The sequence below is a fragment of the Microbacterium daqui genome (assembly GCF_050408675.1).
Classification (GTDB): Bacteria; Actinomycetota; Actinomycetes; order Actinomycetales; family Microbacteriaceae; genus Microbacterium.
This window is the reverse complement of sequence record NZ_JBNTKF010000010.1, coordinates 22,387-46,603: the sequence shown is the minus strand read 5'-3', so window position 1 is coordinate 46,603 and position 24,217 is coordinate 22,387. Positions and strand designations below refer to the sequence as shown.

Sequence of the window (24,217 nt, the reverse complement as noted above, 5' to 3'; positions counted from 1 at the left end):
ACTTGACGGGGGTGGCCGGAGTTCTCCTCTGGCTCCGGAGCCCACGTGCGGCGTGCTCGTGCTCGCCGCCGGAATCGGCCCAGCATTCACCGAAGGCAACTTCACAATCTCGGTGTTCGCCTACGTCGTCATGCGTGTGGCCATGCTGGCGCAATGGATGCGGGCGTCCCACGGTGCCGGCGAGTTGCGTCGAACGACCCTCACCTACGCTGCGGGCATCGCGATCGTCGAGGTGCTGTGGCTTCTCGCGCTTCTGTTGCCAAGCTCCGTGTTCGGATTTGCCGTTGTTGCGCTGGTTATCGCAGAGATATCGGTACCGATCGTGGCGGAGAAAAATGGAACCATGCCGTGGCACCCGCATCACGTCACGGAGCGCTACGGACTATTCACGTTGTTCTTGCTCGGCGAGAGCCTACTGGCATCGTCGAACGCGATCATTTCGGCGGTGCAAGAGGGCGAGCACGTCGCGCCGCTTGGATCCGCTCATCCCACTCCCCTTTGCCGTGACAACCGGCATTCTCGTCGCCGTGGTCGCGGTGCTGGTGTGGCGCAGTCCGAAGGCCGACGCGCGCCAAACACTGAGGATCTCATAAACGAAGAAGAGCGCCCCTTTCGGGACGCCCTTCTTCGTTGTGGTGGATCTGAGGGGACTCGAACCCCTGACCCCCTGCATGCCATGCAGGTGCGCTACCAGCTGCGCCACAGACCCTCTGTTGCCCTTGCGAGGCAACTCATTCAGCCTACTACATGCTGAATGGTGGTTCTGACCAAATCAGGAATTTTCGACAGGACTTGGCAATTCAAACGGAATTGTCGGGCAGTCATTCCACAGGCGCTCGAGCGAGTAGTACATGCGCTCTTCCTCGTGGAAGACGTGAACGACAACGTCACCGAAGTCCTCCAGCACCCAGCGGGCGTCAGCACGGCCTTCACGGCGCAAACGCTTGTGGCCAGCCTCAAGCATCTTCTCTTCGACTTCGTCGGCAATAGCGGCCACCTGGCGCTCGTTGCGGCCCGTGACGATAACGAACGCGTCGACGAAGGGCAGCGGCTCAGAGACGTCGAGAGCGACGATGTCAACGCCACCCTTTGCGTCGGCGGCCAGGGCGGCGATCGACACCATGTCGATCGTGATTTGGGAGGTCGTCATTAGAACTTTCCGGTCGTTACGACATAGATCGTGAAGCCAATGGCAGCCAGCGAAAGCAGACCAGCGGTAATGGCGAGCGCCACCACGAGCTTGCTGCTCTTTTCTGGGGCCGGCGGACGAATCATTTCGACCGGCGTCTTAGCCTGGCTCACAGCCGCGATGGCGGCGATGGGAGTGGGAGATGACTGCGGCGCGAGTTCGCCGTCAATCAGAACAGCGTCAACGTCTTTGCCGTCGGCGATGCCCGGGGCGTGGCCCTGCGAGCCGAGCCCCTCGGGCAACGCGAACGTGCCCGTCAGAATGACCTGACCGGTCGACGTGACGGGAGCCGTCAGCGGCATCAGTGAAACGTCTTCTGGCAACACCAGCATGCTGGCGGAACCCGCGCTCCCCGATGAGGTGGAGCTACGCACGAGCAGGTCGTCGAAGCTCTCGGCCGGTGTCAGCAGCGCCGAACCAAAGTCAGCGCGCACCTGGTGCTTGTCGTCTGCTTCGGGCTCGGAGCTCGTAGCCATCGAAGCCGCAATCGATTCGCTTGCGTGGTTGGGGTCTGACAGCGGGATCGGGGCCGCACCCGTTGCCGCGCGCGGTGCCCACTGTGACTCGGGCGTTTCTGCCGCGGGTTCCGGGTCAAGCGTCAACGCCGAGGGCGCTTCGGTGACAGCCTCGGGCGCCGATTCGTCAGCAACCGGCTCGACGATTGCCACGTCTGGCTCGCTTGCGACCGGAGCAGCCTCCGGAACCACGAGCTCGGGTTCTGCCACGGGTTCCGGCTCAACGACTGGCTCCGGAACGACGGGTGCAGGTTCCGGAGTCGCCTCAGCAACCACGGGCGCTTCAGCGGCTACGTCTTCCGGCACCACTGCTTCCGGCGCCTCGTCGGCAGCAGTCGGCTCATCAGCTGGCACGATGGGGGTGCCAGCTTCGGGCGTCAGCACCGGAATCGAATTGGTTCGGATGCGCTCTTGGTCACGGGCCTGGCGACGCGTGCGGGCGCGCACACCCAGATCGACTGCCGCGTCGGCAACGGGTGCCGGCGATTCTACGATCGGCTCCGCAGCGCGCGGCAAGTGCAACGGTGGCTCAGCGGGAGTTTCGACCGCGACCGGTTCTGCAGGCGTCGCGGGAGACTCGACCGCGGGGCTTGCCTCGGTGCTGGTTTCTGGTTCCGTCTGCGCGGCGGCAGCGGACTGAGCGGCCGCCTCGGCGGCAGCTTCGGGCGTGACAATAGGCGTCGCGCCGGTCATCCGGATTTCGCGTAGCTGACGGCGCGTCAGCTGCTTGTCTGCAGGCTGGTCGCTGGAGGTCATTCAGTGCTCCGATAAAGGTGATGCTTTGCAATGTATTGCACGACACCATCGGGAACGAGATACCACACGGGGTGTCCTCTTTGTACTCGTTCGCGACAATCAGTCGATGAAATGGCCATTGCGGGGATCTCTAATTGACTCACACGTTCGCTGGGAAGTCCTTCGGTGCTGAGGACATGCCCGGGGCGTGAGACCGCGACGAAGTGGGCAAGATCCCACAGCTCGTCGTGATCGCGCCAACTGAGAATTTGTGCGACGGCGTCTGCTCCGGTGATAAAGAACAGCTCGGCGTCTGGACGCTGTGCCGCAAGGTCGCGCAGAGTGTCGATCGTGTAGGTCGGGCCCTCACGGTCAATATCTACGCGACTCACGGTAAATCGCGGGTTTGACGCAGTCGAGATCACGGTCATTTCATACCGGTGCTCGCGATTGCTGACTCCGGACTTCTGCCACGGTTGCCCGGTTGGCACGAAGACGACCTCATCGAGGTCAAAGGAGTGAGCGGCCTCACTCGCTGCTACAAGGTGACCATGGTGAATGGGATCGAACGTCCCACCCATCACCCCGATACGAGGAAGCCGCGTCTGCGTCATCAAGAAAACCTAGTGACCTGCTCCATGCGCGTCGCCACCGTGGCGGGCTGCGTACTGCTCAGCCTTGGGTGCGTGGCGGTTAGCAACGTTGCGGTACGACGCGGCAACGAGAGCCAGCACACCGAAGATGCTGATCGCGATGATGAAGGCCGGGAAGGTCTGCATCATGACGGCGAGCGGGTCTTGGCCGGCTTCAGATGCGGTCGTGAGGATCGCGGATGCGATGGTCATTGATGTACTCCGATCGGGTGATCTCTGAGAGGTTAATCTCAGTCTAGTTCTTTATGCGCGGACCTGCCCCGCGCCGCGCGCGAGCCATTTCGTGCTGGTCAGCTCGCTCAGCCCCATCGGCCCGCGAGCGTGAAGCTTCTGGGTGGAGATGCCGACCTCGGCACCGAAACCAAATTCGCCACCATCGGTGAAGCGCGTCGAGGCGTTCACCATGACAACGGCCGAGTCCACTTCAGCAAGGAAGCGCTCGGAGTTGTGCAGGTCAGTGGTAATAATCGACTCGGTGTGACCGGTCGAATACTGGCGAATGTGAGCAAGCGCCTCATCGAGTGAGTCGACAACCTTCATCGCGACGTCCAGGCTGAGGTACTCGGTATCCCAGTCCATTTCGGTCGCCGGGACGACACCCGACGCCAAGCCCTGCACGCGGTCGTCGCCATGCACGGTGACACCACCCTGCTGAAGTGCTTCAACAACTGCCGGAACCAGTCGTTCCGCAGCATCGCGGTGCACGAGGACAGTCTCAACGGCATTACACACGCTCGGGCGCTGCGTTTTCGCGTTGGCAACAATGTCGCGCGCCCACTCAAGCGGCGCCGATTCATCGAGCACGATGTGCACGTTGCCGGCACCCGTCTCGATGACGGGTACGGTCGACTCCGTCACCACGGTTTCGATCAGAGAAGCGGAACCACGGGGCACGAGAACATCAATAAAGCCGCGGCCCTTCATGAGTGCGCGAGCACCTTCACGACCAAAGTCATCGACAGAACCGATCACGTCTGCCGTCACACCGACCGCTTCGAGCGCTTCGCGCATGACGGCGACCAGCACTGTGTTGCTGTCGCGCGCTGCCGAGCCGCCGCGCAACAGCACGGCGTTGCCGGAGCGCAGAGCCAGGGCCGCAATGTCAACGGTAACGTTCGGGCGAGCCTCGTAAATTGCGCCCACGACACCGAACGGTACGCGTACCTGTTCGAGCGCCACGCCGTTGGGTAGGCGGTGTCCGCCAACAACCTGACCGACCGGGTCGGGTAGCTTCGCAACGTCACGCACCGCGGCCGCGAGGCTCTCGATGCGTGCTTCATCAAGGCGTAGCCGGTCAAGGAGTCCGTCGCCGATATTGTCGGCCACTCCCCTATCCAGATCGCCTTGATTGGCGGCAACGATGCGTGCACTCGAGGAGACGAGGGCGTCAGCGATCGCGTTCAACACCGTCGCCTTCTGACCGCTCGTCAAACGTGCGACGGCACGGGAAGCCTCTTTCGCAGCAACCAGGCGGTCAACCAGTTCTGCGGGAAAGTTTTCGGTCACGCCTCAACCATATCGACTGCGCCGGTGACGGGCGTGTTGTCGACGTCGGCAGGCGCGAACCATGTGCCGATCGCTTCGCCCTTGAGCGCTGCGGCGACATTGTCTGCGCTCGTGACGAGCACACCGATGCCGGCCGCAGCCGCCAGACGAGCCGCCGAGACCTTCGTGGCCGCGCCACCGGTTCCGACGGTGTTCACGACAGCGGAACCAAACTCCAGTGCCGAAAGATCGTCGGTCGGCAGGATGGTGTCGATGGGCTCGGCGCCCTCCTCCTGCGGCGGCTTCGTGTACAGCGACTCAATGTCGCTCAACAGAATGAGGGCGTCGGCACCGATGAGGCGTGCGACAAGGGCGGCGAGACGGTCGTTGTCGCCAAAGCGAATCTCGTGCGTCGCCACGGTGTCGTTCTCGTTGACGATCGGCAGAATACGCAGGCTCAGCAGTCGTTCCATCGCGCGGCGTGCGTTTGAACGCGGCGTGGGGTTCTCCAGGTCGTGCGCTGTCAGCAGCACTTGGCCCGCGACGATCTGGAACGGCCGGAGCGCCTCCTGGTAGCGAAACACCAGAACGTTCTGGCCGACGGCAGCAGCGGCCTGCTGCGTGGCCAGATCGGACGGGCGCGACTCCAGGTTGAGGTACGGCATGCCGGTGGCGATGGCACCGGACGAGACGAGCGTGACTTCGATGCCGGCACGGTGTGCGTCGGCAAGCGCATGCACGAGCATCGGGATTCGCCACGACTCTTCACCAGAGATTGACGACGAACCAACCTTCACAACAACGCGACGCGATGTCGCAATGTCTGCTCGCTTCTGCGCGGTCATTCCGCTTCGTCCTCCTCGCGTGCCAAGCGGCGCTCTTCTTCCAGAGCACGCTCGAAGGTGCGTGCATCCATCGTCTTCTTGTACTGCTCGCGTCGCTGTGACGTGGTGCGGCGGGTGTTCGGGTCAACGCGGGGGTCGGAACCACGGGGCGAGACCATGACTTCGGCAGCCGAAGAAATCGAGGGATCCCAGTCGAAGACGATGCCATCGCCCTCACCAATGATGACCGTTGCACCGGGAACCGCACCAGCACGGAAAAGTGCGTTGTCGATGCCTAGTTTGTCGAGACGTTCGGCGAGGTAACCGACGGCCTCATCGTTCTGGAAGTCGGTCTGCTGGACCCATCGCTCGGGTTTCTCGCCGATGATGCGGTAGTAGTTTCCGTAGCTACCGCCGTCCATGCGCACGTAGAAATCGCCCTCGCTCGTGGCCTTCGGGCGCAGCACGACGCGCTGCGGCGCGGGCTCGTGCTCGAGCGATGCGCGGTGCTCATCAACCAGTTCGGCGATCGCGAACGACAGCTCGCGCAGGCCCGTGTGGGCGACGGTCGAGATCTCGAAGACGCGGTAGCCGCGCTCTTCCAGGTCGCCGCGTACAAATTCGGCGAGCTCCTTGGCATCAGGAACATCGACCTTGTTCAGAGCGATGAGCTGCGGGCGCTCCAGAAGCGGCAGCTGTCCTTCAGGAACCGGGTAGGCCTCAAGCTCCGCGAGGATAATGTCGAGGTCGCTGATCGGGTCGCGGCCCGGGTCCAGCGTTGCGCAGTCGAGAACGTGAACCAGCACGGAGCAACGCTCGACGTGACGGAGGAACTCGAGGCCGAGTCCGCGGCCTTCGCTCGCGCCCTCAATGAGGCCAGGAACGTCAGCGACGGTGTATCGCGAGTCACCGGCCTGCACAACGCCCAGGTTCGGGTGCAGAGTCGTAAACGGATAGTCAGCGATCTTCGGGCGGGCTGCCGACATTGCGGCGATCAAGCTCGACTTACCCGCGCTCGGGTAGCCGACGAGCGCAACGTCAGCGACCGTCTTCAGTTCAAGAACGACATCGCCCGTCCACCCCGGGGTTCCGAGTAGAGCAAAACCGGGTGCCTTGCGCTTCTGAGTTGCGAGAGCCGCGTTACCCAGGCCGCCTTGGCCGCCGGGAGCTGCGATGAAGCGCATGCCGGGCTCGACAAGGTCAACAAGGACCTCGCCGTTCGGGTCTTTCACCACGGTACCAACGGGAACGGGAAGCTCGAGACTTTCCCCCGCCGCGCCGGAGCGATGGTCGCCCATGCCGAAGCCGCCGTTTCCGCCGTTACGGTGCGGGCTGTGGTGGTACGACAGCAGCGTGGTCGTCTGGGGGTCAGCCACCAGAACGATCTGACCGCCGTCACCGCCGTTGCCGCCATCAGGGCCAGCAAGCGGCTTGAACTTCTCCCGGCGAACGGAGACGCAGCCGTTACCGCCCTTGCCTGCGCGCAGGTGCAGCGTTACTTGGTCGACAAACGAAACCATTATTCCTCCGGGTAAATGGAAAGGGACGAGCCGAAGCCCGCCCCTGTCCTGAAGCTTGAGTGTTACTCAGCGACGATGTTGACGACCTTGCGGCCGCCCTTCGTGCCGAACTCGACAGCGCCCGCTGCAAGAGCGAAGAGCGTGTCATCGCCACCACGGCCGACGTTTGCGCCGGGGTGGAAGTGCGTGCCGCGCTGACGGACGAGGATCTCGCCGGCGTTGACGGTCTGGCCGCCGAAACGCTTCACGCCGAGGCGCTGTGCGTTGGAGTCACGACCGTTACGGGTGGAGCTTGCGCCCTTTTTGTGTGCCATCTCGTGTTTCTCCTTGGCTTACTTAATGCCGGTGACCTTGACGCGGGTCAGGTCCTGACGGTGACCCTGGCGCTTCTTGTAGCCGGTCTTGTTCTTGTACTTCTGGATGACGATCTTCGGGCCACGGAGGTTGCCAAGAACCTCAGCGGTGACCTTAACCTTCGCGAGCTTGTCCGCGTCGGTCGTCACGGCTTCGCCGTCAACGAGCAGGACAGCGGGAAGCTCGATCTTCTCACCCTGAGCTGCCTGGAGACGGTCGAGCTGCACGATCGTGCCAACTTCAACCTTCTCCTGACGGCCGCCGGCGCGCACAACTGCGTAAACCACTTCACACCTTGTTTCGTTAGGGAGCGGAATTGCTCCGAAATGTCGTAAAAGACTCTGCTTGCATCACCCGAAAAATCGGGCCCCCACGAGGAGGTGGTGCGGCTGCAAGTCTTTCGACGCCGCCTGGGCGGACGACGCGGTATGCGCACCAAGGGTCTACTTTACCTGATACATGCCCCACCCGGCAAAACCAGGGTGGCGTGTCGCAGGCGACTCCCAGCGGCACCCGAAAGGAGAACCACTACAACGCCCGTAGACAAACGCTTGGCCTCACTGCGTGAGACCTAACATCTAATAGTGAGCATACTCGTCGATACGCCCCGTTGGCCTGCACACGGCCGGTTATGGGCACATTTGGTCAGTGACGACAATCTGGCTGAGCTTCATGAATTCGCGGCGCGCAACCAAATCCCCCGACGAGCGTTTGATTTTGATCACTACGACGTTCCGGAAGAAATGTTGCCGCGACTCATCGCCGACGGCGCGTCGCTTGTCGATAGTCATGAACTCACCCGCCGACTCATTGCCTCCGGCTTGCGTGTCACGATGCGCGAGCGCCGCGGTCGCTAAGAGCGATGCAAACGGAACCGCCCACCGGCCATAAGGCTGGTGGGCGGTTCTGAGTTTCTGCGTTATTCGCTCGGCGTGCTCTCGGCGGCTGCGTCAGCCGCCGGCTTCGTCGAAACCGGCGTACCCGTAAGCGCAGCGGTCGTCACGCGGCGTGACCGCGAGCGGCCCTGGCCGGGAGCCTTGGGCTCCGGCAGAGCGTCCAGCACGGACTCCAGAAGTTGCTCCTTCTCCGACTTCGGACGCGCTTCGCTCGGCGAGTCGGCGGCGGGCTTTTTCTTACGCGGCTTCTTGGGACGCTCGACGGGTGCTTCTACCGGCGACTCAGCCGCTGGTTCCGCTGCGTTCGGAGCCTTCGTCGATGCCGCAATCTGCGCGAGTGCGCTCTTCGCACCCTCAGGGATCACGTGCGTGCCCGTAGCGGGGGCCGTAGACGAGGGCGCGGAACCATTGGTTGCGGCGTTGGAGGACGCGCCAGAGTTCTGGTTCGAGTTCTGGTTGCCCCGCTGGCGGCGGTTCTGGTTCGAGTTGCTGTTATTCGACGAGTTCGAACGGTGCTTCACGACCGGGTCGTGGTGCACGACGACGCCGCGGCCCGCGCACACCTCGCACGGCTCGCTGAAGGTCTCCAGCAGGCCCAGGCCCAGCTTCTTACGCGTCATCTGCACGAGACCGAGCGACGTGACCTCGGCAACCTGGTGCTTCGTGCGGTCGCGGCTCAGGCACTCAACGAGGCGGCGCAACACGAGGTCACGGTTCGTCTCCAGCACCATGTCGATGAAGTCGATGACGATGATGCCACCGATGTCACGGAGGCGAAGCTGGCGAACGATCTCTTCAGCAGCCTCAAGGTTGTTCTTGGTGACCGTCTCTTCGAGGTTTCCGCCGGAACCGACGAACTTGCCGGTGTTGACGTCGACAACGGTCATGGCCTCGGTGCGGTCGATCACGAGCGAACCACCCGACGGCAGCCACACCTTGCGGTCGAGCGCCTTTTCAATCTGCTCCGTGATGCGGAACGAGTCGAACGGGTCAGCGTCTCCCTCGTAGCGCTCGACGCGCTCCAGCAGGTCAGGAGCGACACCGGCGAGGTAGCTCTCGATCGTGCGCTGTGCTTCGTCGCCCTGAATGATCATCTTCGTGAAGTCTTCGTTGAAGACGTCGCGGACGATCTTGACGAGCAGGTCGGGTTCGGAGTGCAGAAGCTGCGGCGCCTGGCCAGACTCAGAGACCTTGGCGATGTGCTCCCACTGGGCGGTGAGGCGCTGCACGTCGACCGTGAGCTGCTCTTCGGTTGCGCCCTCGGCAGCGGTACGGACGATGACGCCGCTCGATTCGGGCAGAACCTCCTTGAGGATGCGCTTGAGGCGCGCACGCTCGGTGTCGGGCAGCTTGCGGGAGATGCCGTTCATGGCGCCACCGGGAACGTACACGAGGTAGCGGCCGGGCAGTGAAATCTGGCTCGTCAGGCGGGCACCCTTGTGGCCGACCGGGTCTTTCGTGACCTGCACGAGAACCTTGTCGCCGGTCTTGAGGGCGAGCTCAATGCGACGCGGCTGGTTGCCGGTCTCGACCGAGTCCCAGTCCACCTCACCGGAGTACAGCACGGCGTTGCGGCCGCGGCCGATGTCAACGAACGCAGCCTCCATCGACGGCAGCACGTTCTGCACGCGACCGATGTAGACGTTGCCAATGAGCGAAGCGTCTTGGTTGCGAGCAACGTAGTGCTCGACGAGCACGTTGTCTTCGAGAACAGCAATCTGCACGCGGCCAGACTTCGAACGCACGATCATCTTGCGGTCGACAGCCTCGCGACGGGCGAGGAACTCAGCCTCGGTCACGACGGTGCGACGACGACCAGCTTCGCGGCCATCGCGGCGGCGCTGCTTCTTCGCTTCCAGACGCGTGGAGCCCTTGATGCGCTGCGGCTCGGTAATGACCTCAACCGCGCGCTGACGGCGTGCCGGGGGCGCTGCCGGGGCCTCTTCGACCTCATTCGAGCTGCCGCGGCGACGACGGCGACGCGAGCTCGACGACTCTTCGTCGTTGTGGTGCGTCGGGCGAGCCGGCAGCGGAATGAACTCGGGCGCGTAGAAGTGAAGCGCCGTCGTCACCTGCGAGACAAACGTCTCGGGCAACAGGCCGAGCGAAACGGCAGTCACGGGCTCAGGCTTGGCCTCAGGCTCTTCCACCGGTGCTTCCGCTACCTCAGCCTCAGCTGGCGGCTCTTCCGAAGCTTCAGCCTCGGCGGCCGGCTCTTCCGAAGCTTCCGCCTCGGCGGCGTCAGCCGGCGCTTCGTCTGCAGCCACTGGTTCCGGAACCTCGGTCTCGGTGACAGCATCGGCTTCAGGCGCAGCAACGGTCGCCTCAGCGGCATCTTCCGCGGCCGACTCAACAACCGTCTCAGCGGTGGGCTCGGCAGCGGCAGCAACCTCAGCCGGGGTCTCCGGCAGTGGCGGCACGGGCGGCACGACAAGCTCGGCTGGTTCTGCCGCCGGAGCGTCAGCCTCGACAGCTACGCCTTCGTGAACCTCAGTGGGCTCGACAGGCGCGTCGTCGTTGTGGGTAGCGTGTTCTTCATTATTCTGATCAGCCATTGCTGGCGCACTCCCTGCGGGCAACTCCGCGCGCTGCCCGGCAATTCTCTCGTGCGGCTCCGCACCTGCGGTACCGCGAACTCTATCGGCGTGCGATCGGCTCGAGGCTCGGATCGCGAGGGCATCTTGTGCCCCCAAAGTCTTCTTGGACCACGGTCTCGGCGCGGCCGAGATGTAGTTCTGTGTCTATTATCGCACTAACCGCGGCCCGGTGCAGTATTCCGGCATAGTTTTCACGGCCGCGCCGTATTGCGCTGATGGAATACTGGTGACATGACCGAACAGCGCACCCGTCCGACCGTGTTCGCCATCTGGCTGATCATCGCGGGCGTTATTGGCTGGTGGGCGGCCTTCCAGCTCACCCTTGAGCGGTTTCATCTGCTCCTGAATCCCGACGCCATTCTCAATTGCGACATCTCACCGTTGGTGCAGTGCAAGGCAAACCTGGAGTCAGCGCAGGGCTCGGTCTTTGGTTTTCCGAACCCACTGCTCGGGCTCACGATGTGGTTTGCACCGATCGTGGTTGGTGTCGCGATTTTGGCTGGTGCGCGCTTCGCGAAGTGGTTCTGGTTCTTGTTCTGGGGCGGTTTTGTTTTCGCCCAGGGCTTCGTGATTTGGCTCATGACGCAGAGCATCTTCGAGCTCGGCACACTCTGCCCGTGGTGCATGGTGACGTGGGCGGTCGTCATTCCGTCATTCTGGGCGGTGACTTTCCACGTCATGCGGATCGGTGTCTTCGGTGCCCGCCTGCAAGACTTCGGCGCCAGGCTGATGGGGTGGACTCCCCTGTTCACCGTCGTGAGCTACGCCGCTGTCGCCGTGATGGCTCAGCTGCGCCTGGATCTTCTCAACGTCTTGTTCGTCTAAGTTCTGACGCAATGCAAGAGGCGCCGCACCCGAAAGGATGCGGCGCCTCTTGCGTTGTGCTTAGGAGAACCAGATGCCCAGTTCGCGCGTTGCCGACTCGACCGAGTCAGAACCGTGAACGAGGTTCTGCTGAACCTTGAGGCCCCAGTCGCGGCCGAAGTCGCCACGGATGGTTCCGGGAGCCGCGGTCGTCGGGTCGGTCGTGCCCGCGAGCGAGCGGAAGCCCTCGATGACGCGGTTGCCAGCGAGGCGGATTGCTACCGACGGGCCCGACATCATGAACTCGAGAAGCGGCTCGTAGAACGGCTTGCCCTCGTGCTCGGCGTAGTGCTGTTCGAGCAGCGCGCGGTCGGGCTGGACGAGCTTGAGGTCAACGAGTGCGTAGCCCTTAGCCTCGATACGAGCGAGGATCGCACCGGTCAGGCCGCGTGCGACACCATCGGGCTTAACGAGGACGAGCGTCTCTTCGATTTCCATTTCAGTCACCTTCTGTGTTTTGTGCGGCGCTAGGAGCCTGGCGGGCAATTCGCGCCGACGTGATCATCGCATACGCCCACAGGCCACCGAAAACGGCAGCCACGACGACGAACGCGAGGTTGAGGAAGCCGCCTGCGAGGACGACAAGTTGGAGAATCCAGCCAATGATGATGCCGAACTGGAAGCGGCAGAGGCCTGCCGTGACGATCATCGCGATGGTCATCACGATGCCGAGGACGATGCCCCACCACGGTTCAATTCCCTCGGGAGTCAGTTTCATTCCGAAAATGAACAGACCGCCGAGGAACATGATGATCGACTCAAAGCCGAGAATGACGGCGCCGAGGCGCGCGGCGAGCGGATAGCTCTTCTTCATTACGCCTGACCTCCGGTAGCGGGCTTCCAGCTCTGTTCTTCGGACAGAGCGATGGCTTCGCCCGCAAGAACGACGGAACCAACGATGATGACGGCACGACGGGGCGAGACTGCGGCCCACTCGCGTGCAGCTTCAGCCGCATCGTCGAGCACCGGGTGCACGGTGGCCGGCAGACCCGCATTCTCAACGACGTCTGCGAGGCGGTCAGCGTCTGCCGCACGGTCAGAGGTCGGTGATGTCACGAACACGTGTGCCGGAATCTCGCGGAGTGCGTCGACAATGCCGACGGCGTCCTTGTCTTCCAGGACACCGAGCACGAGGCCCCACTCGTCGAAATCGAACGACTCGCGCAGTGCCGTTGCCAGCGCGCGGGCACCGTGCGGGTTGTGGCCCGCGTCGACAAGGACGGTCGGCTCGGTGCCGATGAGCTGGAGGCGACCGGGGGAGGTCGACTCTTGCAAGCCTTCGGCCACGATGTCTTCAGCAATCGGGTTGCTGCCATCGCCAATGAGCGACTCTACGGCGGCGATAGCGAGGGCCGCGTTGAAGCCCTGGTGTGCGCCGTACAGCGGGAGGTATTCGTCTTCGTAGACACCGGCGCGGCCTCGAACGGTAACCTGCTGGCCACCCACGGCGAGACGCTGCGACACGAGGGCGAAGTCAGCCCCCTCGAATGCGACGGTGGCTGCCTTGTCGGCAGCGACAGCGCGAATGATCGCTTCGGCTTCGGGCGTCTGGCGCGCCGAAACCACGGAGGCACCGTCTTTGATGATGCCGGCCTTGACCATCGTGATCTCTTCGATCGTGTCGCCGAGGCGGGCCGCGTGGTCGATGTCGATCGGTGCGAACACCGCGACATCACCATCGGCTGTGTTGGTGGAATCCCACGCGCCGCCCATACCGACTTCGATCACGGCGACGTCTACGGGCGCGTCAGCGAAGACCACGAACGCGAGGATCGTGAGCAGTTCGAAGAACGTGAGCGGTGCGTCGCCGGCGGCTGCCAGCTCGGCGTCGACCATGTCAACGAACGGTTCGATTTCTTCCCACGCGTCGGCGACAGCACCGTCGTTGGCGGGTTCACCGTCGACCATCATGCGCTCGGTGAAGCGAACGAGGTGAGGGCTCGTGAACAGGCCGGTACGCAAACCATGCGCACGCAACAGGCTCTCAATCATGCGAGCAGTCGACGTCTTACCGTTGGTTCCGGTCAGGTGAATGACCCGGTACGTCTTCTGCGGGTCATTCATCAGTTCGAGCACACGGCGCGTGCGCTCGACGCGCGGCTGCACCCACTGCTCCCCCTGGCGGGTCAGCAGTTCGGAATAGACGCGGTCAGCGCGTTGAATGTCGCTCACGCTTGGTCTCCCTGCGAGTTCTTTTCGATCGTCACGACGATGGCTGCTTTGTCGGAGCCGAGCGCCGTGGTTCCGCTACGGAACACACCGTCACCGGGGCTGGTGACCGTCTTGACGAGCTCATCGATGCCTTCGGTGGCCTGCACGGCGAAGCCGACGGCCAGCGTTTCTGCGGCAATCAGTTCGGCGTGCGTGTTCAGCGCCTCGGCGATCGCCGGGGCGACGTTGAGCGCCAGCACGATACGGTCGCTGACCTCGAGACCAGCGTTCTTACGAGCCTCCTGCACGACACGGATCGCGTCGCGCGCGATGCCCTCCGCCTCAAGCTCCGGGGTCGTGACCGTGTCAAGCAGCACGAAGCCGCCACCGGGAAGCAGCGAGATCGCGGTGCCTTCGGCAACACCGCCAGCTTCGAGAGCGAGTTCGTACTCCCCCTCGACCAGCGCGAGGCCACCGGCGGTGACCACACCGTCGGTTTCGCTCCAGTCGCCGTTCTTCGCGCCCATGATGGCCTGCTGAACTTGCTTGCCGAGGCGCGGGCCCGCAGCACGAGCGTTCACAACGAGTCGCTGCGTGATGCCGTACTGCGCACCGATGCCGTCAACGGCCTCGACGAGTTCCACGGACTTAACGTTGAGCTCTTCACGCAGAATCGCTTCAAACTGAGCCAGCCCCGTGGTTCCGTTCGTGACAACCGTCAGCGACTGCAACGGCAGACGCACGCGCAACTTGTGCTGCTTGCGCAGGGCGTTGGCGGTCGACGAGATGTCGCGCACGGCGTCCATCGCGGAGCGGATGTCTTCTGCCGCCGGGAAGGCGTCAGCGTCTGGGTAGTCCTGCAGGTGCACGCTGCGACCACCGGTGAGACCCTGCCAGACCTGCTCAGATATGAGCGGGATGAGCGGGGCCGCGACGCGGGTCAGCGTCTCGAGCACCGTGTAGAGCGTGTCGAAGGCTTCACGCGACGTTTCGTCGTCGGTGATGCCAACCCAGAAGCGGTCGCGCGAGCGGCGGATGTACCAGTTCGTCAACGCGTCGCTGAAGTCGCGGAGCTTTTCGGTCGCGCTCGTGGAATCCAGACCTTCGAGGTCTTCGGCGACACCGCGCACCAGGTCGCCGGTGAGGGCGAGGATGTAGCGGTCGAGCACGTCGGTCGAGTCGGTGCGCCACGAGGCTTCGTAGCCACCCTCCTGCGCCGCGTTGGCGTAGGTCGCGAAGAAGTACCACGAGCTCCACAGCGGCAGCATAAATTCCCGCACGCCGGCGCGGATGCCCTCTTCGGTGACGACAAGGTTGCCACCGCGGAGGACCGACGACGACATCAAGAACCAGCGCATAGCGTCGGAACCATCGCGATCGAAGACCTCGGAGACGTCCGGGTAGTTGCGCAGTGACTTCGACATCTTCTGGCCGTCAGAGCCGAGCACGATGCCGTGGCAGCTCACGCCGGTGAAGGCGGGGCGGTCAAACAGTGCGGTCGAGAGCACGTGCATGACGTAGAACCAACCACGCGTCTGACCGATGTACTCGACGATGAAGTCGGCGGGCGAGTGCTCGTCGAACCACTGCTGGTTTTCGAACGGGTAGTGCACCTGCGCGAACGGCATCGAACCGGAGTCAAACCACACGTCGAGCACGTCTTCGATGCGACGCATCGTGGACTGGCCGGTGGGGTCATCGGGGTTCGGACGCGTCAAGTCGTCGATGTACGGGCGGTGCATGTCGACCTCGCCCTGCTCATTGCGGGGCAAGCGGCCGAAGTCGCGCTCGAGGTCGGCGAAGGAGCCGTACGAATCCACGCGTGGGTACTCGGGGTTGTCGCTCTTCCACACCGGAATCGGCGAGCCCCAATAGCGATTGCGGCTGATCGACCAGTCGCGTGCACCCTCAAGCCACTTGCCAAACTGGCCGTGCTTGACGTTCTCCGGCACCCAAGTGATGTCGTCGTTGAGTTCGATCGCGCGGTCACGGAAGTCAGTGACGCGCACGAACCAGCTCGAGACGGCTTTGTAGATGAGAGGGTTGCGGCAGCGCCAGCAGTGCGGGTAGCTGTGCACGTAGCTCTGCTCCCGAAGCATGCGGCCAGCAGCGCGCAGCAGGCGGATGAGCGGCGTGTTCGCGTCAAGCCACAGCATGCCGGCAACGTCGGTGACGTTGGGGAGGAACTTGCCGCCGTCATCGAGCGACAGGATAGTTGGGATGCCGGCGGCCGCAGCCACGCGCATGTCGTCTTCACCGTAGGCGGGTGCCTGGTGAACAACACCGGTACCGTCAGCGGTCGTGACGTAGTCGTCGACAAGGATGCGCCACGCGTTCTCGGTGCCGTAGGTCTCGGCGTCGGCGTAGTAGTCGAAGAGACGCTCGTACTGCACATCGGCGAGGTCGGAACCAGGAAGGGTGCGGGCGATGGCGGCGCGGGCGTCGTCGGCCGATTCGTAGCCGAGGTCCTTCGCGTAGTTGCCGAGCAGCGCGTCAGCGAGCAGGTACGTGCCGCCTTCGGCGTCAGCGGCGCCGTTCGGGCCAGCCGGAACCACGACGTAGTCGATCTCCGGGCCAACGGCGAGAGCGAGGTTGGTTGGGAGCGTCCACGGCGTCGTCGTCCACGCGAGCACGCGCACACCAGCGAGACCCAATTGTTCCGCCTTCTCCCCCACCAGCGGGAAAGTGACGGTGACGGACGGGTCTTGACGGTCTTTGTAGACGTCGTCGTCCATGCGCAGTTCGTGCGCCGACAGCGGCGTCTCGTCGCGCCAGCAGTACGGCAGAACGCGGTAGCCCTCGTAGGCGAGGCCCTTCTCGAACAGCTGGTTGAACGCCCACATGACCGACTCCATGTAGGACGTGTCGAGCGTCTTGTAGCCGTTGTCGAAGTCAACCCAGCGCGCCTGGCGGGTCACGTAGTCCTGCCACTCGCGGGTGTAGGCGAGAACCGACTCGCGGGACTTCGCGTTGAAGGTCGAGATGCCCATGGCTTCGATCTCGCTCTTCTCGGTGATGCCGAGCTGCTTCATCGCTTCGAGCTCGGCAGGAAGACCGTGCGTGTCCCAGCCGAAGACGCGGTCAACCTTCTTGCCGCGCATGGTCTGGAAGCGCGGGAACAGGTCTTTCGCGTACCCGGTCAGCAGGTGACCGTAGTGCGGGAGGCCGTTGGCGAACGGCGGGCCATCGTAGAAGACCCACTCTTCGTTACCCTCGCGCTGCGCAATGCTCGCGCGGAACGTCTGGTCGCGCTCCCAGAACTCCAGGATGTCGGTTTCGATCTCCGGGAAGCGCGGGCTGGGCACGACAGCATCAGCGGCTGGTCCGAATGAGGAACGAGGATAGGTCATGGTCTCTCGCAGGGCTTGAATTTGGCTCCTGCAGGGACGATCTGTCGACCGCGGTACCACCCCGCATTGCTCGTATACCCGGAGGGCAACGAACCACTCGTTCAGCGGCTGTAACGGGCCTGCCCCGCTCGGTTCTACTAGGGCTTGCGCCTGTTCTTCCGAGCACTCCCCGGTGATAGCCGGATCGCAGTGTGTTCGTCCATTCTAGCGCGGTTTTATTTGACGTGCGGGACGCAAGTGTGCTGGGACCTATCGCGCCGTGTGCTGTCGTTCCGCCCTCCGCGCCCCGGTGGTTCCACTCCTCCCCCTCCGTCAATCCTGTTCTGCACGATCAACGTGATGGCGTCGTCACAAATACCGGAGTGTCGGGCGATCTACCAGATTTCGTCGTGCAGAACAGGGAGGAGTGGAACCAGGACTGTGGAACCAGCGGCGCGGGGCTAGGGATCGCGTGGGGTGAGGGCTGCGGCGGCGAGGAGTTCGCGGGTGAAGGGGTGGGTGGGTTTGGCGAAGATCTCGCGGGTTTCACCCTGCTCGACAACTGCACCGTCTTTCATCACGATGAGGTCGTGGGCAAGGCCCGCGACGACGCGGAGGTCGTGGGAGATGAAGATCATGCTGAGGCCGCGCTCCTGCTGAAGTCGGCGCAACAAGTCAAGAATGCGCGCCTGAACCGACACGTCGAGTGCGCTGAGCGGCTCATCGAGCACGAGAATGCGCGGGTTCATCGCCAACGCACGCGCAATGGCGACGCGCTGCGCCTGACCGCCCGAAAGCTGACGTGGGCGACGCACCGCGACATCGGCAGGCAGATCGACGTCAGCGAGCAGTGAATCGATCGTTGCGTCATCGGCACGGCGTCCCGCTGCGCCAAGCGCCTCGGCGAGAACCCGCCGCACACTCCAGCGCGGGTTCAGCGATGCGCGCGAGTTCTGTGCCACGAGCTGGATGAGTCCGCGGCGGGGACGCCGAGCTGATTCCGTCCCGGGATTCCAGGGGCTGTCGAGCAACACAACCTGCCCGTACGTGGGCGCGAGCGAGCCCATCACGACATTCGCGACCGTGGACTTACCCGAGCCCGACTCCCCCGCAATGCCCAACGTGGTTCCGGCCCGCAACGAAAAACTGACGTCTTCGGTGGCGACTCGCGAGCCGAACTGCACCGTCACTCCGTGCGCCTCCACCACACGCTCGCCGTGCACCGCCGCCGCATTCTCGACAGTAAACTGCGACGCGGCAATGAGCTCGCGCGTGTACTCGTGTTGAGGTGATCGCAGTAGCGCACGAGCGTCGCCATGCTCAACCACAGCACCGTCACGCATCACCATGACCCGGTCGGCGATGTGTGCGACGGAACTCAGATCGTGGCTCACAAAAATGATCGCGCGACCCTCGTCAGCGAGCGAACGCAGCAGGGTCAGGATGTGTCGTTGTACGGTCGCATCCAATGCGGTCGTCGGCTCATCGGCGATCAGAAGCGGCGGGTCCGCGACGAGCGCCGACGCGATGAGGGCACGCTGACGCAACCCACCCGACAACTCGTGCGGATACTGCCGAACCCGCTCTGATGGTTCCGGCATCACCACCTCGCGAAGCGCATCCAGAACGCGCTCGCGGCGATCCGCGCGCGAACCGATGCCATGCACTTCAAGCGGCTCGGCAACCTCCGCACCAATGCGGCGCAACGGGTCGAGCGAACTCAGCGCGTCTTGCGACACCAATCCAACCTGCACGCCACGCACGGCTCGCCACTGGCGTTCCGTCGCGTGCGTGAGGTCGACGCCGCCGATGGCAATCGACGCGGCAGTCGTCGTCGCAGCCGAGGGAGTAAGCCCCAGAAGCGCCGATACCAGGAGCGATTTGCCGGCACCAGATTCACCAACGATCGCGAGAATCGAGCCCGGCTCAACGGCGAGCGAAACATCGCGAACCCGCACGACATCACCAAAACGCACGGTGAGCCCCTGCACTGCGGCGGCGGTCATGCTGCACCCTCCTCGGTCAAGCGGCGCAAGTGGCGGCCGAGCACGCTCGTGGCGATAACGACTGCCGTGATCGCGAGGCCCGGGAACACCGCGATCCACCACGCTGTCGCCAGCTCGTTGCGGCCGCCAGAGAGCATGAGCCCCCATTCGGGCGCGGGTTCGGTGACACCGAGGCCGAGAAAGCTGAGGCCCGCTGCCGACAGAATCGCGGTGCCGACGCCGATCGTGGCGAGCACCGAAAGCCTTGCCAGCACGGTGGGCATGACGTGCCGCGACAGCACGCGCACGGAACCAATGCCCAACAACCTCGCGGATGTCACGAACTCGGCTTGGCGGAGGCTGCGCGTGTGCACTCGGGCGAGACGGATATAGACCGGAACCACGGAGAGGGTCACAGCGAACGCGATGTTGACGGGGCCGGGGCCGAGAACCGCGACGATGATGAGCGCCAGTACGAACTCTGGCACCGCGAGCAACAGGTCAACGGCACGCATCAGGATCGCGTCGAGCCAGCGGGGTGCGAGCCCGATGAGGGTGCCGAACACGAGTCCGGCGATGAGGGCGGTTCCGGTTGCGATGAGGCCCACACCAATCGACGCTTGCGCCCCATAAATGACGCGCGTGTAGACATCGCGACCGGTTTGATCGGTGCCGAACAGGTGGTCAAGGCTCGGCGCGTGGAGGGCAACGCTCAGGTCGACCTCAAGCGGGTCGCGCTGGGTGAGCAGTTGCGGCGCGATCATCGCGACCACCACAACGGCAAGAAACACGATCGATAGCAAAGCGCTGGGCTTGCGCAGGAGCATCATGAACGACTCCCCCTGCTGCGCAGGCGCGGGTCCAGCACCGTCATCGCAACGTCAGAGAGAATCGCGATGATCGTGAAGATCAGCGCACTCATCACGATGACGCCAGAGATGACTGGCAGGTCGCGGTTGAGGATCGCGGTGAGCGCCACGCGCCCGACGCCCTGACGGGCAAAGACGGTTTCGACGAGCACCGCCCCACCGAGGAGCGAACCGACGAGGTATCCCGCCATAGTGAGCGCGCCGAGGGAACCATGGCGCAGGGTGTGGCGGGTCAGCAACCGCACGTCGCTGGCGCCGCGGGCACGCACCGTGAAGGCGAACGGCTGGTTCTCGGCCTCTTCGACGCCGTCGCGAACAAGCTGACCGATGAGCGCGGCGCACGGCAATGCCAGGGTGAGCGCGGGCAGAATCAGCGACGCAAAACCCCGCGCCCCGGAGACCGGAAACCATCCGAGCCCAAACGCGAAGACCGTGAGCAACAGCAGGCCGATCCAGAAGACCGGAGCGGACAGCACGATGAGTTCGGCGGTGGCCGCGACACGACGTGCACGGCGTCCGCGGGCAATGAACGTGACGGCGCCGGCGATCACGAGCGCAAACAGCAGCGCCAGCCCGGTGAGCTGGAGTGTGGAGCCGAACTGTCGACCGATGACGTCAATCACGGGCATCCGCAATTGCAGGGACTCCCCCAAATCACCGCGCATAAGCCCAGAAATGTAGGCGACGTACTGGTTCCACAGCGGCTGCGTGAGCCCCAGCTCCTCACGAAGAGCGTCTTTTGCCTCCTCTGAGATCTGCGCTTGCGGCCCGAGCATGACCGCGACGGGATCGCCCGGTAGAACATTCGTGATGACAAACGCGAGGGTCGCCGCAGCCCACACAATGAGAACGCCGAACAGCGCCATCACCAGGGCCCGAAGGGCACCCGTGGTGATGGCGCTGCGCGACGTTGTCATGCGACTCATTCTGGCGCGCCGAAGCGCGATGGCTTACTTGTCGAGCTTGACGTCGTAGAACAGCGGACGACCGTAGACGTCAAACGCCAGACCGTCGACCGAGCCATCAACTGCTGAGATCAGCGCGGGCACGTAGATCGGAATGATCGCGTTGTCGGCAGCGTTCCACTGCTGCAGCTCGGTGTAGTACCCGTTGCGCTCGTCGGTGTCGCTCGAGGCAATGGCCTTCTCGAGAAGGGCATCAACCTCGGGGTTGCTGACCTGGGAAGCGTTCTGGAATCCGTCGGTGTGCAGGTGGCTGCGCAGCAGGTCGGAGTCTGGGCCAGAGAAACTCCAGTCGGTGATGTCGAACGTCTTCGGGCCGTACTGCTCGTTGTAGGCGGCCGGCTCCAGCTCTTCACGAATCAGCTCGACGCCGATCTTCTTCAGGTCTGCCTGAAACGCGACGCCGAGCGCCTTGTTTTCGTCAGCGATCGGGGTCCATGCGATCCAACGCACCGACAGGCGCTTGCCGTCCTTCGTGCGGTAGCCATCGGCGTCGAGAGTCGTCCAACCAGCTTCGTCGAGCAGTGCTGCGGCAGCCGCGGGGTCAAACGCCCACGCGTTCTCCAGCGACGCATCGTAGCCCGGGCTCGAGGGGCTGAGAATGCTCCACGCCCGCTCAAACTGGCCATCAAAGATCGTGTCAACGGCGGTGTCAATGTCGATACCGAGCGAAATCGCTTCGCGCACCTTCTGATCAGCAAGCACGCCGTATTTCTCGTTGAGGTACAGCGAGTACGGCAGACCCGGAACCGGCTTCGATTCGATCGTGGCACCCTCATCGACGGAACCAACGGCGCTCGGCGGCAGGTCACTGACGAGCTGCGCCTCGCCCGAGTTCAGCATGCCGGTACGCACGCTCGACTCCAAGACCAGCGCAACACGAAGGGTGTCGATGCTCGGAGCTTCCTGGCCCTGCGGGCCCCACTTGTAGTCGTCGTTGCGCGTGTAAACGATCTCCTGGTTCGGAATGAACTCGCTCAGCACGAAGGGACCCGTACCAATGTTCACACCGGGCGCACCCGCCTTCAGCTTCTCGGTTCCGGCTTCCAGCGCCTTGGTGGAGTAGAAGCCCAGCAGCGGGGTGCTGGCCGCGGAGAGGAAGGGTGCGTACGGCTGGGTGAACTTCACTTCGACGGTGTACTCGTCGATGACCTCGGTGCCGGCGTACCACTCGCCACCAATCATGCTGGCGGCCTGCGCCGACTTCGTCTCGGGGTCAACGATGTGCTCGAAGTTGGCCTTGACCGACTCCGCGGTGAACTTCTCACCATCGTGGAAGGTCACATCATCACGCAGCGTGAACGTGTACGTCAGGCCGTCTTCTGAGACGGTCCATTCCTTCGCAAGCCACGGCGAGAACGAGCCGTCGGCGTTCTGCCACACCAGCGAGTCCAGAATCTGACGCTGCACCATCGAGCTCACGTCCATCTGGCTCGTATGCGGGTCCATGTGGCTATCGGAGAGGTTGGCACCCTCAATTGCCCACACAACTTCGCCGCCCTCAGCGGTGTTGCCCCCAGCGGGCGCGTCAGTGGCGCAAGCGCTGAGTGTGAGTCCGAACACGGAAACGGCCGCGGTCAGCAGAAGAGCGCGGCGGGCACGACGAAAAGACATAGGAATCCTTTGCGGAAGGAGCGGGATACCCAAAGCCTAGCGCCATTTGGCGTTGTTAGACGCCGTTCACAAAGTGCTATAGCAGTGATAGGAGGTTGCCGACAGCAGCATTACCGTCACCATGTACCGCGGCAATCGCGTCGATTGATCGCATGAGCGATGACGCCACGATCATGCTGGAACGCGGCTGCGCCGGGGAAGGCACGTTGGAGACTTCGAAGCGAGCGGAACCAGCAGTGCCGGTCGCCGTGATGAGGTGCGTCGTGCTGATGGCGGCCGGGTCAGCAATCATTTCGGCGGTCGTACGCCCCCAGGCGTTTGCCGCGAGCGTGACGGCAACGGCCACGTTGGCAGATCGCGGGAATAGCGCGGCGACATGCTCCGCGGTTCCGGATGCCACGACGATGCGCTCGGCACCGGCACGAAGCCGGGCGACGAGGTCGTCGTCCATCCACGGCTGGATCAACGTTGCGGGGAGCTTGCTTGAGGCAATGTGTGCCGCCGTGACTTCGCCGCTCAGCGCCAACGCACGTACGTGGTCGAGGCCGCCGACGGCGCCGCTCGCGACGAGCACGCGGCCCGGCGCCCGCTCGAGACGGGCGCGCACGTCAGCATCGGCGAGACCACCCACACTCGCGATCAGTGCGGTGGCTCCAGCCTCGACTGCAGGCAGCACACGCGCACTGACCGCCTCAGGCGCGGCAACTTCAACCAGCAGGTCGTAATTGGCGACCGGAGGAATCTCATCAGCGCGCCCGATGGTTCCGACGACCACATAGTTCGGGCGCTCTGCGATCGCCGTCGTAAGCAGGCTCGCGAGGTTGCCGTTACCGAGAAGCACAATGCGAAACACCATGCCGAAAGCCTAGGCGGTGAGCGCGCTGTCAGCGGCGACGGGTACCGTGGCGTGGTGGCTATACGTTCGTCTCTCACTCCCCCGCGTGCCGATTCTCCTGACCTGCCGAACAGGTTTGATGAGGCCACAGCGTTGCGCCCCCACGGGCTCTTTGAAGGCGTGGAGTTCGCGACGCTCGAGGATGCCGACGGAACCAGCAGCACTGTTCGTGAGTCCGTGTTGCGTGGCGTGAGCTGCGACACCCTGGTGCTCAAGTTTGCCGACATCAGCGACGTTGAGTTTCGCGATCTGCGCGTGGCCTCTCTGCAATTGCGAGGCGCACACCTCGGTCGCGTACGGTTCGTCGGTGGGCGCATCGGCACCCTTGATCTCACTGAAGCCGGGCTCGACGCCGTCGTCTTCGATGGCGTGCGCATCGACTACCTGACGCTGGGCCGAGCATCGGTACGCGACGTTGATGTTCGACACTGCCTCATCGACACGCTCGATATGCCCGTGGCAAAACTCAACCGTGTGCGTTTTGTCGAGAGCACGGCTGGCGAACTCGACCCGCGCGAGAGCACCGCCCAACACGTTGATCTGCGCGGTCTCGACTTCGCCCGCGTCACCGACATGGCAGCACTGCGGGGCATGACGATCTCAGTCGAGCAGGCGCAGAACGCCGCCGTCGCACTTGCTACGGCCGCCGGTATTCGCGTCGCAGAGTAGCCGCCCGCCGGGGTGCGTGCGTAGGCCGACCGGTGGTGCAAGCGCTGGTATCCTGGAGGTCAGTTCACATCAGGCACGCTCACACGGTGCCGCCTATATCGCTTGGAGATA

General features: G+C 63.8%; 22 protein-coding genes, 1 tRNA gene and 1 pseudogene. 4 read left to right on the top strand and 20 right to left on the bottom strand.

Going from position 1 to position 24,217, the window contains the following annotated elements; genetic code table 11:
- Nucleotides 1-52 precede the first annotated feature (52 nt).
- Nucleotides 53-451 (top strand): annotated as a pseudogene (locus ACQUSY_RS08055) (low temperature requirement protein A); the annotation flags it as partial.
- 182 nt (nt 452-633) lie between these two features.
- Here ACQUSY_RS08055 and ACQUSY_RS08050 read toward each other — a convergent pair.
- The 10 genes from ACQUSY_RS08050 to rplU all read right to left on the bottom strand — a co-directional run bounded on the left by ACQUSY_RS08050 (nt 634) and on the right by rplU (nt 7,562).
- Nucleotides 634-709: transfer RNA gene (locus ACQUSY_RS08050), tRNA-Ala, on the bottom strand.
- Nucleotides 710-772: 63 nt separating this feature from the next.
- Nucleotides 773-1,150 carry a ribosome silencing factor gene (rsfS, locus tag ACQUSY_RS08045; protein WP_428903971.1) on the bottom strand — a complete coding sequence of 126 codons (378 nt, stop codon included), beginning with the start codon at nt 1,148-1,150 and terminating at the stop codon, nt 773-775.
- On the bottom strand, nt 1,150-2,460 hold the full coding sequence (locus ACQUSY_RS08040) for a hypothetical protein (protein WP_428903970.1): 1,311 nt from the start codon (nt 2,458-2,460) through the stop codon (nt 1,150-1,152). The genes rsfS and ACQUSY_RS08040 overlap by 1 nt, the downstream gene beginning before the upstream one ends.
- Complete coding sequence (nadD, locus tag ACQUSY_RS08035) at nt 2,457-3,053, bottom strand: nicotinate-nucleotide adenylyltransferase (protein WP_428903969.1); 597 nt, start codon at nt 3,051-3,053, stop codon at nt 2,457-2,459. Before nadD ends, ACQUSY_RS08040 begins: the two co-directional genes overlap by 4 nt.
- 9 nt (nt 3,054-3,062) lie before the next feature.
- Entirely contained in the window at nt 3,063-3,284 is a 222-nt protein-coding gene (locus ACQUSY_RS08030; RefSeq protein WP_428903968.1) for a hypothetical protein, read from the bottom strand.
- A 51-nt stretch (nt 3,285-3,335) separates the two neighbouring features.
- On the bottom strand, nt 3,336-4,598 hold the full coding sequence (locus ACQUSY_RS08025; protein WP_428903967.1) for a glutamate-5-semialdehyde dehydrogenase: 1,263 nt from the start codon (nt 4,596-4,598) through the stop codon (nt 3,336-3,338).
- Complete coding sequence (gene proB, locus ACQUSY_RS08020) at nt 4,595-5,422, bottom strand: glutamate 5-kinase (RefSeq protein WP_428903966.1); 828 nt, start codon at nt 5,420-5,422, stop codon at nt 4,595-4,597. Before proB ends, ACQUSY_RS08025 begins: the two co-directional genes overlap by 4 nt.
- Nucleotides 5,419-6,921, bottom strand: a complete 1,503-nt coding sequence (obgE, locus tag ACQUSY_RS08015) for a GTPase ObgE (protein WP_428903965.1) — start codon at nt 6,919-6,921, stop codon at nt 5,419-5,421. The genes proB and obgE overlap by 4 nt, the downstream gene beginning before the upstream one ends.
- Nucleotides 6,922-6,983: 62 nt before the next feature.
- Nucleotides 6,984-7,235, bottom strand: a complete 252-nt coding sequence (rpmA, locus tag ACQUSY_RS08010; RefSeq protein WP_147824485.1) for a 50S ribosomal protein L27 — start codon at nt 7,233-7,235, stop codon at nt 6,984-6,986.
- Nucleotides 7,236-7,253: 18 nt separating this feature from the next.
- A complete protein-coding gene (rplU, locus tag ACQUSY_RS08005) occupies nt 7,254-7,562 on the bottom strand; it encodes a 50S ribosomal protein L21 (RefSeq protein WP_428903964.1) in 309 nt (102 codons plus the stop codon).
- 297 nt (nt 7,563-7,859) lie between these two features.
- On the opposite strand from rplU, the gene ACQUSY_RS08000 reads away from it, so the two are divergent.
- The gene (locus tag ACQUSY_RS08000; protein WP_428903963.1) at nt 7,860-8,132 is read left to right on the top strand and encodes a DUF4031 domain-containing protein; all 273 of its coding nucleotides are present in this window, start codon (nt 7,860-7,862) and stop codon (nt 8,130-8,132) included.
- A gap of 62 nt (nt 8,133-8,194) precedes the next feature.
- On the opposite strand, the gene ACQUSY_RS07995 is transcribed toward ACQUSY_RS08000, so the two are convergent.
- On the bottom strand, nt 8,195-10,726 hold the full coding sequence (locus ACQUSY_RS07995) for an Rne/Rng family ribonuclease (RefSeq protein WP_428903962.1): 2,532 nt from the start codon (nt 10,724-10,726) through the stop codon (nt 8,195-8,197).
- A gap of 273 nt (nt 10,727-10,999) precedes the next feature.
- Here ACQUSY_RS07995 and ACQUSY_RS07990 point away from each other — a divergent pair, with 273 nt between their 5' ends.
- Entirely contained in the window at nt 11,000-11,593 is a 594-nt protein-coding gene (locus ACQUSY_RS07990; protein ID WP_428903961.1) for a vitamin K epoxide reductase family protein, read from the top strand.
- 60 nt (nt 11,594-11,653) lie between these two features.
- Here ACQUSY_RS07990 and ndk read toward each other — a convergent pair whose 3' ends face one another.
- The 9 genes from ndk to ACQUSY_RS07945 form a co-directional block, all read right to left on the bottom strand.
- A complete protein-coding gene (ndk, locus tag ACQUSY_RS07985) occupies nt 11,654-12,070 on the bottom strand; it encodes a nucleoside-diphosphate kinase (protein WP_428903960.1) in 417 nt (138 codons plus the stop codon).
- A 1-nt stretch (nt 12,071) separates the two neighbouring features.
- Nucleotides 12,072-12,446 (bottom strand): DUF4233 domain-containing protein, encoded by a 375-nt coding sequence (locus ACQUSY_RS07980; protein ID WP_428903959.1) that lies wholly within the window; start codon nt 12,444-12,446, stop codon nt 12,072-12,074.
- A complete protein-coding gene (locus ACQUSY_RS07975) occupies nt 12,446-13,804 on the bottom strand; it encodes a bifunctional folylpolyglutamate synthase/dihydrofolate synthase (protein WP_428903958.1) in 1,359 nt (452 codons plus the stop codon). The genes ACQUSY_RS07980 and ACQUSY_RS07975 overlap by 1 nt, the downstream gene beginning before the upstream one ends.
- Nucleotides 13,801-17,133, bottom strand: a complete 3,333-nt coding sequence (ileS, locus tag ACQUSY_RS07970) for an isoleucine--tRNA ligase (protein ID WP_428903957.1) — start codon at nt 17,131-17,133, stop codon at nt 13,801-13,803. The genes ACQUSY_RS07975 and ileS overlap by 4 nt, the downstream gene beginning before the upstream one ends.
- 440 nt (nt 17,134-17,573) lie before the next feature.
- Entirely contained in the window at nt 17,574-19,118 is a 1,545-nt protein-coding gene (locus tag ACQUSY_RS07965; RefSeq protein WP_428903956.1) for a dipeptide ABC transporter ATP-binding protein, read from the bottom strand.
- The gene (locus ACQUSY_RS07960) at nt 19,115-19,927 is read right to left on the bottom strand and encodes an ABC transporter permease (RefSeq protein WP_428903955.1); all 813 of its coding nucleotides are present in this window, start codon (nt 19,925-19,927) and stop codon (nt 19,115-19,117) included. Before ACQUSY_RS07960 ends, ACQUSY_RS07965 begins: the two co-directional genes overlap by 4 nt.
- Nucleotides 19,924-20,883, bottom strand: coding sequence for an ABC transporter permease (locus ACQUSY_RS07955; RefSeq protein ID WP_428903954.1), 960 nt, complete (start codon nt 20,881-20,883; stop codon nt 19,924-19,926). Before ACQUSY_RS07955 ends, ACQUSY_RS07960 begins: the two co-directional genes overlap by 4 nt.
- Nucleotides 20,884-20,916: 33 nt before the next feature.
- On the bottom strand, nt 20,917-22,542 hold the full coding sequence (locus ACQUSY_RS07950; RefSeq protein ID WP_428903953.1) for an ABC transporter substrate-binding protein: 1,626 nt from the start codon (nt 22,540-22,542) through the stop codon (nt 20,917-20,919).
- Between the two features lie 76 nt (nt 22,543-22,618).
- On the bottom strand, nt 22,619-23,398 hold the full coding sequence (locus tag ACQUSY_RS07945) for an aspartate dehydrogenase domain-containing protein (RefSeq protein ID WP_428903952.1): 780 nt from the start codon (nt 23,396-23,398) through the stop codon (nt 22,619-22,621).
- 54 nt (nt 23,399-23,452) lie between these two features.
- Between ACQUSY_RS07945 and ACQUSY_RS07940 the strand changes: the two genes are divergently transcribed.
- Complete coding sequence (locus ACQUSY_RS07940; RefSeq protein ID WP_428903951.1) at nt 23,453-24,106, top strand: pentapeptide repeat-containing protein; 654 nt, start codon at nt 23,453-23,455, stop codon at nt 24,104-24,106.
- Nucleotides 24,107-24,217: the final 111 nt, after the last annotated feature.

Excerpts from the sequence above, each read along its gene's own strand:
- ACQUSY_RS07980 (WP_428903959.1), bottom strand. The coding sequence starts at position 12,446 with ATGAAGAAGAGCTATCCGCTCGCCGCGCGCCTCGGCGCCGTCATTCTC.
- rpmA (WP_147824485.1), bottom strand. The coding sequence starts at position 7,235 with ATGGCACACAAAAAGGGCGCAAGCTCCACCCGTAACGGTCGTGACTCC.
- ACQUSY_RS07960 (WP_428903955.1), bottom strand. The coding sequence starts at position 19,927 with ATGATGCTCCTGCGCAAGCCCAGCGCTTTGCTATCGATCGTGTTTCTT.
- obgE (WP_428903965.1), bottom strand. The coding sequence starts at position 6,921 with ATGGTTTCGTTTGTCGACCAAGTAACGCTGCACCTGCGCGCAGGCAAG.
- rsfS (WP_428903971.1), bottom strand. The coding sequence starts at position 1,150 with ATGACGACCTCCCAAATCACGATCGACATGGTGTCGATCGCCGCCCTG.
- ACQUSY_RS08040 (WP_428903970.1), bottom strand. The coding sequence starts at position 2,460 with ATGACCTCCAGCGACCAGCCTGCAGACAAGCAGCTGACGCGCCGTCAG.
- ACQUSY_RS07945 (WP_428903952.1), bottom strand. The coding sequence starts at position 23,398 with ATGGTGTTTCGCATTGTGCTTCTCGGTAACGGCAACCTCGCGAGCCTG.
- ACQUSY_RS07955 (WP_428903954.1), bottom strand. The coding sequence starts at position 20,883 with ATGACAACGTCGCGCAGCGCCATCACCACGGGTGCCCTTCGGGCCCTG.
- ACQUSY_RS07995 (WP_428903962.1), bottom strand. The coding sequence starts at position 10,726 with ATGGCTGATCAGAATAATGAAGAACACGCTACCCACAACGACGACGCG.
- ACQUSY_RS07965 (WP_428903956.1), bottom strand. The coding sequence starts at position 19,118 with ATGACCGCCGCCGCAGTGCAGGGGCTCACCGTGCGTTTTGGTGATGTC.
- nadD (WP_428903969.1), bottom strand. The coding sequence starts at position 3,053 with ATGACGCAGACGCGGCTTCCTCGTATCGGGGTGATGGGTGGGACGTTC.
- ACQUSY_RS07990 (WP_428903961.1), top strand. The coding sequence starts at position 11,000 with ATGACCGAACAGCGCACCCGTCCGACCGTGTTCGCCATCTGGCTGATC.
- proB (WP_428903966.1), bottom strand. The coding sequence starts at position 5,422 with ATGACCGCGCAGAAGCGAGCAGACATTGCGACATCGCGTCGCGTTGTT.
- ACQUSY_RS08030 (WP_428903968.1), bottom strand. The coding sequence starts at position 3,284 with ATGACCATCGCATCCGCGATCCTCACGACCGCATCTGAAGCCGGCCAA.
- ndk (WP_428903960.1), bottom strand. The coding sequence starts at position 12,070 with ATGGAAATCGAAGAGACGCTCGTCCTCGTTAAGCCCGATGGTGTCGCA.
- ACQUSY_RS07950 (WP_428903953.1), bottom strand. The coding sequence starts at position 22,542 with ATGTCTTTTCGTCGTGCCCGCCGCGCTCTTCTGCTGACCGCGGCCGTT.
- ileS (WP_428903957.1), bottom strand. The coding sequence starts at position 17,133 with ATGACCTATCCTCGTTCCTCATTCGGACCAGCCGCTGATGCTGTCGTG.